Below are 14,797 nucleotides of genomic sequence, written 5' to 3' on the forward strand. Positions count from 1 at the left end.
CTTCTTTAAAAGTGACGGCCCCGTAAAGCGGTTAAGCTTTGCGGGGTCAGTCTATCCAAAAAGACAGGAGGAAAAGATGGAAAAGACAGTAAAACCTCAGAGAAACAACAAAGTTACCAGATATAATAAGTGGGGTTATATCTTCCTTATTCCATTCTTCGTGGTATTCGTGATATTTCAGCTGATCCCGCTGGTAAGCACGATATATAACAGCTTTTTCGAAAACTACAGATCAGGACTCCAGCAGATAGGGCCTAATTTCGTAGGCCTGGGTAATTACCAGAAGCTGCTGACAGGAGGAGATTTCTTCAAGTATTTCGGCAACACTATGATAATGTGGATCCTCGGATTCGTACCGCAGATAGTGATCTCTCTTGTCCTGGCTTACTGGTTTACAGATCCTTCACTTCATCTGAAGGGACAGAGGTTCTTCAAGACCGTGATCTATATGCCGAATCTGATAATGGCAGCGGCATTTGCCATGCTCTTCTTCACACTTTTTGCAGATACAGGCCCTATCAACAGCATGCTGCAGCAGGTTGGCATATGGTCAAAGCCATACAGTTTCATGTCTCATGTGGGAAGCGTAAGAGGGATGGTTGCCTTCATGAACTGCCTGATGTGGTTTGGAAATACTACGATACTCCTGATGGCAGGAATGATGGGAATAGATACCTCACTCTTTGAGGCTGCAGAGGTAGATGGAGCTACCGCTCATCAGATATTCTGGAAGGTGACTCTTCCGCTGCTCCGTCCGATCCTTGTATATGTGATGATCACATCGCTTATCGGCGGACTTCAGATGTTTGATGTGCCTCAGATCCTGACAAACGGTACAGGAGATCCGGTCAGATCATCTATGACACTTATCATGTGGCTGAATAAGCATCTCTACAACTACAACTATGGAATGGGTGGCGCTCTTTCGGTTATCCTTCTGGTAGTTACAGCGGTACTGAGCTTTGCAGTATTCAGATTCTCTGCTTCGTCAGAGGTGGACAATTAAGGAAGGAGGATAATGATGAAAAAAGAAAAGGTCACAACAGCGACCCAGATCAGAAGGGTCATTGCATACATAGTACTGGTCATCATCACGATCCTCTGCCTGTTCTGGTTCTATATCCTGTTCATCAATTCGACCAGATCACATGCAGAGCTGACAAAGGGCTTCACCCTTCTTCCGAGCAGCTTTATTGCAAAGAACTTGGGGAATGTGCTTCTGCATGGAACCCTTCCTATAGCTAGAGGAATGCTTAACTCGCTTCTGATCTCGGCCTCAAGTGCAATACTTACGACATATTTCTCGGCAATGACGGCATTTGCAATCCATGCCTACAGATTCAGGGGCAGGAAGGCGATCTTTACATTCATCCTTGCGATAATGATGATCCCTACTCAGGTCACATCTCTTGGATTCGTAAGACTTATGACCAGCATGAACCTGATGGACAATTTCATCCCGTTGATCGTACCGTCGATAGCAGCACCAGTCGTATTCTTCTATATGAAACAGTCGATGGATGCAACTCTCCCTTCATCTCTGATGGAGGCAGCGAGGATAGACGGAGCCAGTGAGGTAAGGATATTTAATACGATAGTCATTCCTCTTATGAAGCCGGCTATAGCCGTACAGGCAATATTCGCATTTGTATCGACCTGGAATAATTACTTCCTTCCGGCCCTGATCCTTCATAAGGACTATATGAAGACCCTGCCTATCCTGATAGCTCAGCTGAGGGCGGCAGACTTCCTGAAGTTTGATATGGGGCAGGTATATGCCACGATCGCATTTTCAATCTTCCCTGTTATAGTGGTATATCTGCTTCTTTCGAAATATATAGTCGGAGGCACAACAGCAGGAGCTGTCAAGGGATAATGGAAAAGAAAAGATAAAAAAACAGACCGCGGAACTCCGCGGCCTGTATTTTTTTGCGCAAAAAATCGGGCTTCTGCTGTCGAACTGCGATCATGAAACGTTACCTGACAGGCAAACTCAACCCAGGCGCCCCTGCGGCACATGAAAAATCCGGCTTAGTGCTGCTTCATTCCTGACCTGACACGGTTCACCGGCATCCATTGCGCAGGACCCGGATATCAACGCCACCTGAACAGGGCAGCTGACATGAAAAACAAGCCCTCGAACAGAAATCACCCCGGCATATAGCGGAAATTCCGGTACAGGGGACCGCTGATCCCCCGGCTGCCCGACAGAGAACATTTTACAATTTTTTCATATAACCGTCAAGTAATTGCACTTTTTTAGAATGGACATTTGTGTTAGAATGTAGGTCGGAATCTGAAAAAGCAAATGGAGGCTGTTATTTAATGGGACTTAACGATACACCCACCTCGCAGAGGGTACAGATAGGGATCTTCGGAAAGAGAAATGCTGGGAAATCCTCGCTCCTGAACATGCTGACCGGACAGAAGATGTCAGTTGTTTCGGATGTGAAGGGCACGACTACTGATCCGGTAAGGAAGTCGATGGAGCTTCTGCCGATCGGTCCGGTGACCTTTATCGACACTCCGGGTATGGATGATTTCGGGGAGCTTGGAACAGAGAGGGTGAAGCAGACAAGGAAGATACTCCGTATGGTAGATATCGCTCTTCTTGTGGTCGAGGCCGGAGGATATGGTTTCAAGGCTGAGAATGACCTGCTCGAGGAGCTGCGCGCGCGTCAGATACCATATATCATCGTTGTCAACAAGGCAGATCTTTTAGGCGATGAGATAAATATGGACGAGATGAAATCTGATCTGGCAAAGGAGCTTAATGACAAGCCTGAGCGGATAATTCTTGTCAGCACTGTCAAGAATCCTTCTATAAATGCCAATTTTCTCCGTATTGCGATCGGCAAGCTTGCAGAAACCGACAAGAAGGAGAGATATCTGGTAAGGGATCTGATAAAGCCGAAGGATAATGTGGTTCTTGTGATCCCGGTGGACTATGCCGCTCCAAAGGGCAGGATCATCCTTCCCCAGCAGCAGGTCATCCGTGATGTGCTTGATGCCGGCGGCTACTGCAGCGTGGCGCAGACCAGTGAGCTTACGCTTCTTCTTTCCAATATGAAGACGCCTCCGGCTCTAGTAATCACGGACTCGCAGGCCTTTCGTGATGTGGCCTTGATCGTTCCGCAGAATGTCCCGCTCACATCCTTTTCCATACTTATGAGCAGATATAAGGGCGATCTGGCTCTTCAGACTCAGGGGGCAAAGTCAATCGAGTCCCTTAAGGGCGGCGAGAGGATCCTTATCAGCGAGGGCTGCACGCATCACAGGCAATGCGGGGACATTGGCACGCAGAAGCTTCCGGATCTTATACGCAGGAAGACCGGCAAGGACTTTGAATTCTCCTATACGAGCGGAGGAGATTTCCCGGAGGATCTGAGTGGTTACTCTTTGTGTATACATTGCGGCGCCTGTATGCTTCCGGCAAGGGAGATCCGCTACAGGCTCGATCTGGCCAAGGCTCAGGGAGTGCCTGTCACCAACTACGGCGTTATGATAGCTTATCTGAATGGGATTCTCGGAAGGGTGCTTACGCCATTTTCCTCAGACGAAGTGACTCGCGGTTGATTATAACAGAAAACAGGAGAAAATATGGGCGCAAGGGAAAGAACAGAGGATGCGCTCAGGGCCATGCATATTCTAGTCGCAAATGCGGAGTATGCCCCTGGGAGCGGCTCAAGGGTCGTGATTGATAAGGAGGAGATCCAGAGCATACTGAAGGAGCTTGGAGACTGTCTCTATCAGATGATGGATGAGTCTGAGCTTACTGAATCCTCTCATGCCAGAGCTGAGAGGAGCATGAAAAAGCAGGCTGATCTGAGTGAGGAGAGAGCCAGAAAAAGAGCGGAGGATATTTACGCGGGCTCGATAATGTATTCGGACCGAGCGTTAAATGAGCTAGGTAAGCTCTTAAACGATGCACAGAGCTCTATCGAGAAGATCCATTCTGAGCTTATAGAGAAGGTCGATGAGGAAAAGAAGCAGATCAGGAAGAACCAGTACGAGCTCAAAGGACAGCTTAATGATCTGAAGGATACCCAGAAGTACTTAAGACTTATAGAAGATGAGAACAAGCGGCTTGAAAAACTTGAGAAGTCAGGTGAGTTCACAGAGGAGGCTTCTGGTCCGTCATATGCAGATATCAAGCCTGAGATCCATGTGAATCCGGCCTTTTTCAAGAATGGCGATATTCCGGCAGGGACTATTTCCGATGTGGATGATATCAAGCCGGTGACAGTAGATCCGGAGGAGCTCGATCAGGAATACTTCGACTGGAAGGACGGATCAGACCAGGCAGAGGAGGGGACGAAGAAAAAGGGGCTTTTCAGTGTGTTTAAGAAATGATAAGATAGGTGCGAGGTGCGAGGTGTGAGGTGTGAGGTGTGAGGTGCGAGGTGCGAGGTGCGAGGTGTGAGGTGTGAGGTGTGAGGTGCGAGGCCGTTCTGTGAGGCTGAAAGTTTCGAGATGAGAGCAAGCTGAAAGCGAAGCTCGAGGCCGAAAGCTTCGAGATAAGAGCAAGCCAAAGGCGAAGCTCGAATCCGAAGCGAGGTCGTTCTCTGAGATTGGTGAGACCGAGCTGATAAGCGAAGGTCGAACCTAGCGAAGAGAACTTCCTTAGCAAACAGGCGAAGCTCGAATTTAGCGAAAAGAACTTCCTTAGCTGATAAGCGAAGGTCGAACCTAGCGAAGAGAACTTCCTTAGCAAACAGGCGAAGCTCGAATTTAGCGAAAAGAACTTCCTTGTAGGCGAAGCCTAAACCTGGATGATTATTTGAATTGGAGGAATCAATGAAACTTTATAAGACTGGCGTGTTTCTGTCTGAGGGCAGGGACCTGATCGCGGATGATGGCGAGGCAGAAGCAAGGCTTGCTTCTGTCGGAAAGAGTGCAGACAGACAGAAGGCGGCCTGCGGTACAATGGCCTATGGAATCCTGAAGAACCATAATACATCAGGCAATATGAAGGAGCTTCAGATCAAGTTCGACAAGCTCACGAGCCATGACATCACATATGTAGGGATCATTCAGACAGCAAGAGCCTCAGGACTTACAAGGTTTCCTGTGCCTTATGTCCTTACAAACTGCCATAACAGCCTCTGCGCGGTTGGCGGCACTATAAATGAGGACGATCATATGTTTGGCCTTTCATGTGCCAAGAGATACGGTGGTATGTATGTACCACCTCATCAGGCTGTCATCCATCAGTTCGCCCGTGAGATGCTTGCCTGCAGCGGAAATATGATCCTGGGTTCAGATTCACATACCAGATATGGAGCCTTAGGAACCATGGCTATGGGCGAGGGCGGCCCTGAGCTTGTAAAGCAGCTCCTTGGCAAGACCTATGATATCAACATGCCGGAGGTCGTGGCTATTTACCTGAGCGGAGCTCCTGTGAAGGGAGTAGGACCTCAGGATATAGCTCTAGCCATAATTGGCGAGGTCTTCAAGAAGGGCTATGTGAAGAATAAGGTCATGGAGTTCGTTGGCCCTGGAATAAAGAATCTGTCGGTAGACTACCGTATCGGAATCGACGTCATGACGACAGAGACGACCTGTCTTTCGTCCATCTGGGAATGTGATGACAGGACAAAGGAGTTTTACCAGATCCATGGCAGGGAGGATGATTACAAGCCGCTCCACCCTGCAGATCTCGCATACTACGATGGCTGTGTCGAGATAGATCTTTCACAGATCAGACCAATGATCGCCATGCCTTTCCATCCATCGAATACATATACGATTGCAGAGCTCAAGGAGAATCTGATGGATATTCTCGAGGAGACAGAGAAGAGAGCAAAGGTTTCTCTTGGCGAAAAGGCAGAGCTTAAGCTCAAGGAAAAGGTAATAGATGGAAGGCTCTATGTCGATCAGGGTATCATTGCAGGCTGTGCCGGAGGCGGATATGAGAATATCTGCGATGCAGCTGATATATTAAGAGGAACCTCGATCGGTGATGATGATTTCACATTAAGTGTATATCCTGCATCGACTCCTATCTTTATGCAGCTGGTAAAGAACGGTGCGGTGGCTGACCTTCTTGCTACAGGTGCCATAGTAAAGACTGCCTTCTGCGGACCTTGCTTCGGAGCAGGAGATACTCCTGCCAACCAGGGCTTCTCGATAAGACATTCTACAAGGAATTTCCCTAACAGAGAGGGCTCAAAGATCCAGAACGGTCAGATAGCATCAGTTGCGCTTATGGATGCCAGATCAATCGCTGCAACCGCAGCGAACAAGGGCTTCCTTACAGGAGCAGACGAGCTTGATGGAGTCGACTTCACCAAGCCTGCATATTATTTTGACGCAGAGATCTACAAGAACCGTGTATTTGACAGCCATGGCAAGGCTGATCCTTCTGTAGAGGTGAAGTTCGGACCGAATATCAAGGACTGGCCGCCTATGGTCGCTCTTCCTCAGAATCTGATCTTAAAGGTCGTTTCGGAGATCCATGATCCTGTGACCACGACAGATGAGCTGATCCCATCAGGAGAGACATCATCCTACAGGTCCAATCCTCTCGCACTCGCAGAGTTTGCCCTTTCGAGAAAGGATCCAGGATATGTGGGCAGAGCAAAGGAGGTCCAGAAGATCGAGAAGGCCATTGAGGCTGATACCTGTCCGGGAGAAGCAGATGAGGGCTTCCACGATGTGATGAACGCTATCCACACCAGGTTTTCGGATGTAAACAGACATAATGTCGGCGTAGGGAGCACGATATTTGCTGTAAAGCCGGGGGATGGTTCCGCCAGAGAGCAGGCTGCCAGCTGCCAGAAGGTACTCGGTGGCTGGGCCAATATTGCCAATGAATATGCGACAAAGAGATACAGAAGCAACCTTATCAACTGGGGAATGCTTCCGTTTACGATCCCGGCTGGAGATCTGCCATTTGCACTGGGTGACTACATCTTTATCCCTGATATTACAGACGCAATCAAGGAAAAGAAGACCGAGATCGAGGCCTATGTCGTAAAGGATGGAGGGCTGACTCCGTTTACGCTGACTATGGGAGAGCTTACCGATGATGAGAGAGAGATCATCGAGGATGGCTGTCTGATCAATTATTACAGGGCGCAGAAGGATATGTGAGGGGCCAGGGTTTAGGGCCCAGGGCCTAGAGCGGCAGGTGAAACTGAAATGGTTTCCCTGCTGCTTTTTTGATGGAATGTTTTATAAAAGGACAGGTAAAGGATTCTACAAAACCATGACAAGAGTCCCTGCTGTAAGCAGGATTATACCGATCAGGGACTTGAAGGAGAAGTCCTCGTGAAGAAAGATGAAGGCGAGGATTATCGTGATCACTGTACTCATCTTATCGACCGGGACGACCTTAGAGGCCTGACCGACCTGCAGGGCACGGTAATAGCACAGCCAGGAGGCGCCGGTCGCCAGGCCGGAGGTGATCAGAAAGACCCAGCTTTTGCTGCTGATGCTGGCAATCCCCTTGCCGGTATGGGTGATGAATACCATGCCCCAGGCCATTGCCAGGACCACGCAGGTTCTTATTGCGGTAGCAAGATTAGAATCTACTCCTGCTATACCGATCTTTGCGAGAATTGAAGTAAGCGCCGCGAATACAGCGGAGCCGATTGCGAAAAACAGCCATTCCATAGTTTTGGGTTTTGAATTCAGGCACCAGGGCCTGAGTAATGTTATAGTTACTTCTTTGTTTCCTGACTATTATACATTTGAAATCTGGCTTCTTCAAGAGAAAATGACCTTGCAGCTTTTGGCGAATTATGTCACAATGATAGAAAACCAAAAATCAAACGTGACCCAAAGGAGATTATATATGCCTGATGATAGTTCACAGAGAAAGAAGCGTGACTGCGAATATCTTTCGCAGGAGGATAATGCGAGGATAAGAGTTATCACAAAGAGGATACTTATCGCAGGACTTGCCCTTATCGCGTTTTATTTCCTGATAAAGAGATGGGGAAGCCTGTCGAGTGGATGGGGAGTGATAAAGAAGGTCTTCCAGCCTATAGTATTCGGTCTGGTGATGGCTTATCTTACTAATCCTATAATGAAGTTTTTCTACAGGATCATAAACGGGGCTGCGGATGCGGCGGCGAAGCGGCGAAAGAAGCCTAGAAGTCTGCCTCGGGATGGAGGCCCGGTAAAATGGATAAGGATACTTTCGTCGGTGCTTGCCATACTGGTGATCGTTGTGGCAGTCATTGCATTTATCGGACTAGTAGTGCCACAGTTTGTTTCGACACTGAATGAGCTTGTGAATAATATCCATGAAAAGGTTCGCGGCGTCATAGACTGGGCGGATAAGATCACCTCCTACCGTTTCAAGGATGTGATGGATTCTGCAAGGGATAATAAGAATATCGATAATTCGATAGACAAGCTGGTGGAATTCATTCGCAAATATTTCAACCTTGAGAGCCAGAATCAGATGGTATCTACCCTTACCAGATGGGGTATGAGCGTAGGAAAGGTGATCGTGAATCTGGTCATCGGTATCTTCGTCTGCGCCTATGTGCTGATCGACAAGGAGTCATTCAAGTCATGGACCAAAAAGATCATATATGTGATCTTTCCTTCAAAGACAGCAAACTATGTGATCGAGACCGCCAGAAAGGCAGACGATATCTTCTACGGATTTATAGTAGGAAAGATAATAGATTCTATAATCATAGGGATCATCTGCTACTTCTTCATGCTGATATTCGGCTTCCCTTATGCGGTCGTCTGCTCGGTTATCATAGGAGTCACGAACATCATACCTATCTTCGGACCGTATATTGGTGCGATACCTACGGTTACACTTATATTTGTGAATAACCCTATGCAGGGGATCTATTTCCTGATCTTCGTGATAATCCTCCAGCAGTTCGACGGCAATTTCCTTGGGCCAAAGATCCTCGGGGATTCGACAGGAGTATCGCCTTTCTGGGTAGTGTTTGCCATAGTAGTGGGAGGAGGCCTGTTCGGAGTACCGGGAATGATAATCGGAGTTCCTATGGTATCACTTGTCCTCTGGATCATAAGGAGGATATCAGACCATTTCCTGAGAAAGCGTGGAATGCCGGTTGCGGCAGAGGATTATGGAAGCCTTGACCGGATCGATACGGCGACCGGGAAGGCTATAATGAAGACAGAGGAAAAGCGGCATCACAATCAGGCGCTGAAAGGATTTCGTATAAGAAAAAAGAAATGACAGACAGGTGATAAAGAGCCTTTTAGCCCACTTGTTTCTTTGACATCAACCGTTCGCTATGGTACTATATAGTGAGCGGTTTTTTTGTAAAAGATAAGCAAAAACCCATTATTTGAGGTAACAAATTGGAGAAGACAGAGTACAAGATAAAGATGGACCAGATGGAGAATCTGGTGCGTCAGGGAGATCTGAATGGCGCGGTGGAAGCTATTTCAGATCTGGATTTCCGCAGGATCAGGAATATCAATGTCCTGCTGCGCTCCAGCGATGTCTGCGATATGGCCGGAGAGACGGAAAAGGCAAGGGAGATACTGGAGATAGCGCATGAGAAATCTCCTATGGCCAGGATGACAATATATAAGCTTGCTCTTCTGTCGGTGAAGCTGGGGGAGTTCGGTGAGGCGGAGGGATACTATCATGAGTTCGTGGATCTGGCTCCGCATGACGGACTTCGTTATGTGATCCAGTATACTATAAGGAAGGCACAGGGAGCGGAAGTTGCAGAGCTTATTTCCATACTGGAGGAGCTCTGCAAGGAGGACTTCATAGACAAATGGGCCTTTGAGCTGGCCTGTCTCTACAGGAAGGCCGGGGATGAGAAGCGCTGCGTGGAGATATGCGATCAGATAGCCCTCTGGTTTGGCGAGGGAGCATATGTCGAGAAGGCTCTCGAGATGAAGATGCTCTATAAGCCCCTTTCAAAGGATCAGGAGGACCAGTACAGAAGGCTTACCAGTACCGAGCGCCTTCCGGGCAGGAATGAAGAGAGATCGGATACCATCACCATCCCTAAGGTCGAGCAGACACCTGATTCCTTTGATACGGTAAACCTTCAGGCAGAGATCAGGAAGAATATAGAGGAGATCATGCTTGCTACAGAGAAGGGTGAGGTCTCTGCAAATATGGACAATATCATGGACCTTGTCGGAGATATACCATATGTGACAGCAGGCGAGAGTGCCCTTGACAAGCATAAGAAGTCTGGCGAGGAGGAGAAGGAGGAGTCAGAGACGCCTATAGAGGATGCCTACCAGCAGTATCTGGCGGAGGAATATGACGGACAGATGGCTCTTAATCTGACGGCACATGCAGATGATGATCAGATCGAGGGACAGCTCACTATAGATGATGTGCTGGAGGACTGGGGCAGAAGGGCCAGAGCCATGGAGGCAGCTCTTAATGAAGCCAGACGCAAGGAACTCGATAAGGCCAAGGAGGCAGCCCTTCGCGAGGCCAACCAGATCATGGACAGGCTTGTAGATATTTCTCCTCAGCTTGAGGCTGGAGTAGCACCAGAGCAGATCCTGAAGAACGAGTATCTGAAAGAGGAGAGGAAGGATCCTGACAGTATAATGGCAGGCGTAAACGACCTCCTTCAGCATAATATCGATTCAATGGCTGATGCAGGTAAGACGACAGAGGCAAAGGAGGCTCCCGAAGAGACAGCGGAAGAAAAGCCGGCCAGGCCAGATGAGAGGCCTGCAGAGCAGACTCCTGAGACAGATAAAAGGCCTGCAGAACAGACTCCTGAGACAGATGAGAAGGAACAGTCAAAGGATAAGGCCGTGGAGCCTGAGGCAGCTTCCGCCGGGAAGGCAGAGCCAGAGGAGAAGATCGAGCCTTCCGGGCAGGCAGCAAAGCCAGAGGATATGACTCGACAGGCTGACGAGAAGGACTTTGAGCCGACAAGGAATCTTTTGGATATAAGCGGACACAGGACTCAGCTTAGACACGGTATTGATCTCTCGGGACTTGCTGATGCAATAGAGAATACAGCCCGTGATGAGGTGAAGGTGGAGGAGGATTTCTCTCAGGAGGAAAAGGATGTCCTGACCTACTTTACACAGATCCACGGCATGAAGGATCAGCTGCTTCCGGCGCTTGCGACACTGCGTATCAAGAGTGATTCCGATGGTAATATGCGGTCGGGTAATATCACTATTTCCGGAGGTGATGGCTGCGGCAAGACGACGCTTGCCAGCAGGATGGTTCAGCTCGTGCAGAAATCCACAGGGCATCTCAAGGGAGAGGCCGGAAGGATCTCCGGAGAGAGCATGAATTCCAAGGATCTGCACAGAATCCTTTCAAGGGTAAAGGGTGGAAGCCTGATGATAGAGAAGGCCGGCGGAATGAAGAATGAGACAGCCGTATCGCTTTCCCTGCTGATAGACAACGATAAGACAGGAACCCTGTTCATCCTTGAGGATTCTCGTGACAATATGGAAAAGCTGGCCGCCAGATCTCCAAAGCTCTGGAAATATTTCACCCAGCACATAGAGATACCGGTGATGACGCTTGATGAGCTTGTGAATTTCGCCAAGGTCTATGTGCTCGAGTGCGGATATTCAATGGAGGATATGGCGATCCTTGCGCTCTATGACAGGATAGCTATTATGCAGAGCGGTGACAGGGAGGTAGGCCTCGCCGATGTAAAGGATATGATCGATGAGGCAGTATCCAGATTTAAGAAACGAAGCACCGGCTTCTTCGGACGTTTCTCGACAAGGATGACAGACGGGGACGGAAGACCGATGCTAAGGGAAAAGGATATAATAGATTTTTAGATAAGGAGGAAGGGAAATGAGTCATTTCACAGATCTTGATTCGTATCTGTTCGGCCAGGGTACACATTACGATATCTTCAGGAAGCTTGGATCACACAAGGGGACAAAGGATGGTAAGAAGGGATACTACTTTGACCTCTGGGCTCCTCATGCGAGGATGGTACATGTGATAGGAGAGTTTAACGGCTGGGACGAGGGCGCCTCACCTATGGAGATGGTCTCGTCAGAGGAGGTCGGAGTCTGGGAATGCTTCATACCGGGGGCCGAAAAGGGACAGATGTACAAATATCTGATCGACGGCTCGGACGGAGGGAAGCACTATAAGGCAGATCCTTATGCAGAGTATGCGGAGAAGAGGCCTGGGACAGCATCCATACTCTGGGAGACAGGCGGCTTCGCCTGGACTGACAGGGCATGGATGAAGAAAAGAGAGAACAGCGAGCCTTATTATGAGAACCCTATGTCTATCTACGAGGTTCATCCGGGTTCATGGATGAGACATCCGGGGACCGGAGACGAGGGCTTCTATTCCTACAGGGAGTTAGCGGACCGTCTGGTAGACTATGTGACTGAGATGGGCTACACCCATGTGGAGCTTATGGGCATTTCCGAGTATCCATATGACGGCTCCTGGGGATACCAGGTGACCGGCTACTATGCCCCGACCAGCAGATACGGGACACCTCAGGATTTCATGTACCTTGTCAATGCATTCCATAAGAAAAATATAGGAGTGATTCTGGACTGGGTGCCGGCGCATTTCCCTAAGGATGATTACGGGCTCGCGGATTTCGATGGAGAGCCTCTCTATGAGTACCAGGACCCGAGGAAGGGAGAGCATCCTGACTGGGGCACAAAGATCTTTGACTACGGCCGGACAGAGGTGAAGAATTTCCTTATAGGCTCGGCAATCAACTGGGCAGAGACCTACCATATAGATGGCCTCAGGGTAGACGCAGTCGCGTCTATGCTCTATCTCGACTATGGCAAGCAGGCAGGAGCCTGGATCCCTAATAAATACGGCGGTAATGAAAACCTTGAGGCCATAGCCTTTTTCAAGCATATCAACTCCCTGATGACCGGAAGGTACAAGGGCTTTGTGATGATAGCAGAGGAGTCTACAGCCTGGCCTAAGGTGACTACAGATGTGGATCACGACGGACTGGGATTTTCCTATAAGTGGAATATGGGCTGGATGCATGACTTCCTCGACTATATGCAGCTTGATCCATATTTCCGCAAGGACAACCATAATAAGATGACCTTCGCGATGAGCTACAATGAGTATGAGAAGTACATACTGGTGATCTCGCACGACGAGGTGGTTCATCTGAAGAACTCGATGATCAACAAGATGCCTGGCGATGAGCAGGAGAAATTCAAGAATCTTAAGGCAGGCTATGCCTACATGATGTGTCATCCGGGCAAGAAGCTCCTTTTCATGGGACAGGAATTCGCCCAGACCCATGAGTGGGATGAGAACCGGGAACTGTCATGGTATGAGCTTGAGAATCCGCTTCACCTGGGCATACAGAACTGGGTCAGAGCACTTCTGCATGTATACAGGAAATATCCTTCACTCTGGGAGCAGGATATCAACTGGAACGGCTTCGAGTGGATAAATGCCAACGATAGTTACCGCAGCATATTCAGCTTTGTCCGCAAGAGCAAGGACGGAAAGAGGAATATCCTTTTCGTAGTAAACATGACTCCTGTGGAATATGCTGATTACAGGGTAGGGGTAGTCTCACGGAAGGCTCATACTCTGGTGCTTGACAGCGAGGATAGTGAGTTCTACGGTCAGCAAAAGGAGAATATCAGGAAAAAGAAGAACTATATACCGGAGAAGAAGCCATGTGACGGCAGGGATTATTCGATAGGATATCCGCTGGCGGGATTCGGGGCAGCACTCTTCAGCTTTGACTATTAAAGGATGGACATAAAGAAAAAGAATACAATACTGATAGGAGTCGTATCCGCCTCACTTATAGCCCTTGTCATAATACTAGCGGGCGTAAGCAGGTTCCGCGCCTATGATTCCTATGAAATCGAGGACAGCTTCCGGATAGAGGGTACGTCCGGACTTAATTTCCTTCCGTTTGCTGATGGGATACTTGCCTATTCCCGTGATGGGGCGGTCCACTATGAAAAGACAGGAGCGACGGTCTGGAATGAGGCCTACAATATGCTCTCTCCGGTCGCAGTGACTAATGGAAGCAGGCTGATAGTCTATGACAGGCAGGGCAGCACTCTTGTCGCCATGTCGGAAGAGAAGGAGCTGTGGAATGTATCTACCAATCATACAATAGTGGATGCAGCAGTCTCGGCAGACGGGACGGTTGCAGTGCTTTCCCAGGACGGGGAGACAGGATACATAAGCCTCTATAATGATCAGGGAAAGCAGGCCGGATCCGGCCAGGTCCATCTGGATCAGACCGGATATCCTATGTCACTTGCCATATCAGACGATGGCAAGAGACTTATAGTCTCATTCGAGTATCCGGCTGACGGAAGACTTGCGACCAGGGTAAATATCTATGATTTTTCTGAAGATGGCGACAGGCAGAAGGATAATATCATGGCCAGCTTCAAATATAAGGATACCGTATGTCCTGAGGTCGCATACTTTTCCGACGGAAGGGCATGTGCCTTTACAGGCAGCGGTGTCAGGATATATTCGGCTGGCAGGCAAATAAAGGAAGAGGATTATGTAAAGGCCGGATACAATATAGCAGCTGTGGCGGCCGGGAAAACAGGCTTTGCGCTTATCAGGAGGGACAAGAGCGATAAGGGCGTCATTACAGTATATTCTGACAATGGTAAGGAGGAATTCAGGAGGAATCTTCTTTCCTCATATGAGAGGGTATTTTTCCTGGATGACGGGAGAGTGATGATAAAGAGCGGAAGACAGGTGGACATTTTCACAAGGACAGGAAGGAAATGGTTCACATATAGATTTCCGGATCAGGTGGAGGCCTTCATTCCAGGAGAGACTCTAAGGGAGTTCTTCCTGGTGCAGCGGGATTCTACACAGATAATAAAGTTAAGCTAAGGA

The 14,797-nt window shown here is 48.7% G+C and carries 10 protein-coding genes and 1 other RNA gene; 9 read left to right on the forward strand and 2 right to left on the reverse strand.

Going from position 1 to position 14,797, the window contains the following annotated elements:
* Window positions 1–76: 76 nt before the first annotated feature.
* Together ACTNCK_RS06415 and ACTNCK_RS06420 are read left to right on the forward strand one after the other, a co-directional pair.
* Complete coding sequence (locus ACTNCK_RS06415; protein WP_441081692.1) at window positions 77–1,006, forward strand: carbohydrate ABC transporter permease; 930 nt, start codon at window positions 77–79, stop codon at window positions 1,004–1,006.
* 12 nt (window positions 1,007–1,018) lie between these two features.
* Complete coding sequence (locus tag ACTNCK_RS06420; protein ID WP_441081693.1) at window positions 1,019–1,876, forward strand: carbohydrate ABC transporter permease; 858 nt, start codon at window positions 1,019–1,021, stop codon at window positions 1,874–1,876.
* Window positions 1,877–1,941: 65 nt separating this feature from the next.
* Here ACTNCK_RS06420 and ffs read toward each other — a convergent pair.
* An RNA gene (gene ffs / locus ACTNCK_RS06425) (signal recognition particle sRNA large type) lies at window positions 1,942–2,208 on the reverse strand.
* Window positions 2,209–2,325: 117 nt separating this feature from the next.
* Between ffs and hydF the strand changes: the two genes are divergently transcribed.
* The 3 genes from hydF to ACTNCK_RS06440 all read left to right on the forward strand — a co-directional run bounded on the left by hydF (window position 2,326) and on the right by ACTNCK_RS06440 (window position 7,095).
* Window positions 2,326–3,576: a [FeFe] hydrogenase H-cluster maturation GTPase HydF gene (hydF, locus tag ACTNCK_RS06430; protein ID WP_441081694.1), complete on the forward strand. Its 1,251-nt coding sequence runs from the start codon at window positions 2,326–2,328 to the stop codon at window positions 3,574–3,576.
* Between the two features lie 24 nt (window positions 3,577–3,600).
* The gene (locus ACTNCK_RS06435; protein ID WP_441081695.1) at window positions 3,601–4,353 is read left to right on the forward strand and encodes a hypothetical protein; all 753 of its coding nucleotides are present in this window, start codon (window positions 3,601–3,603) and stop codon (window positions 4,351–4,353) included.
* A 444-nt stretch (window positions 4,354–4,797) separates the two neighbouring features.
* Entirely contained in the window at window positions 4,798–7,095 is a 2,298-nt protein-coding gene (locus ACTNCK_RS06440) for a hydratase (RefSeq protein ID WP_441081696.1), read from the forward strand.
* A gap of 105 nt (window positions 7,096–7,200) precedes the next feature.
* On the opposite strand, the gene ACTNCK_RS06445 is transcribed toward ACTNCK_RS06440, so the two are convergent.
* The gene (locus ACTNCK_RS06445) at window positions 7,201–7,617 is read right to left on the reverse strand and encodes an EamA family transporter (protein WP_441081697.1); all 417 of its coding nucleotides are present in this window, start codon (window positions 7,615–7,617) and stop codon (window positions 7,201–7,203) included.
* Window positions 7,618–7,798: 181 nt separating this feature from the next.
* Here ACTNCK_RS06445 and ACTNCK_RS06450 point away from each other — a divergent pair, with 181 nt between their 5' ends.
* The 4 genes from ACTNCK_RS06450 to ACTNCK_RS06465 all read left to right on the forward strand — a co-directional run bounded on the left by ACTNCK_RS06450 (window position 7,799) and on the right by ACTNCK_RS06465 (window position 14,794).
* Window positions 7,799–9,178, forward strand: a complete 1,380-nt coding sequence (locus ACTNCK_RS06450) for an AI-2E family transporter (protein WP_441081698.1) — start codon at window positions 7,799–7,801, stop codon at window positions 9,176–9,178.
* 125 nt (window positions 9,179–9,303) lie between these two features.
* Window positions 9,304–11,742 carry a hypothetical protein gene (locus ACTNCK_RS06455; RefSeq protein WP_441081699.1) on the forward strand — a complete coding sequence of 813 codons (2,439 nt, stop codon included), beginning with the start codon at window positions 9,304–9,306 and terminating at the stop codon, window positions 11,740–11,742.
* Window positions 11,743–11,758: 16 nt separating this feature from the next.
* Window positions 11,759–13,672, forward strand: coding sequence for a 1,4-alpha-glucan branching protein GlgB (gene glgB, locus ACTNCK_RS06460; protein WP_441081700.1), 1,914 nt, complete (start codon window positions 11,759–11,761; stop codon window positions 13,670–13,672).
* Between the two features lie 3 nt (window positions 13,673–13,675).
* On the forward strand, window positions 13,676–14,794 hold the full coding sequence (locus tag ACTNCK_RS06465) for a DUF5711 family protein (protein WP_441081701.1): 1,119 nt from the start codon (window positions 13,676–13,678) through the stop codon (window positions 14,792–14,794).
* Window positions 14,795–14,797: the final 3 nt, after the last annotated feature.

Source organism: Candidatus Weimeria sp. HCP3S3_B5 (genome assembly GCF_052064335.1).
Lineage (GTDB): Bacteria > Bacillota > Clostridia > Lachnospirales > Lachnospiraceae > Weimeria.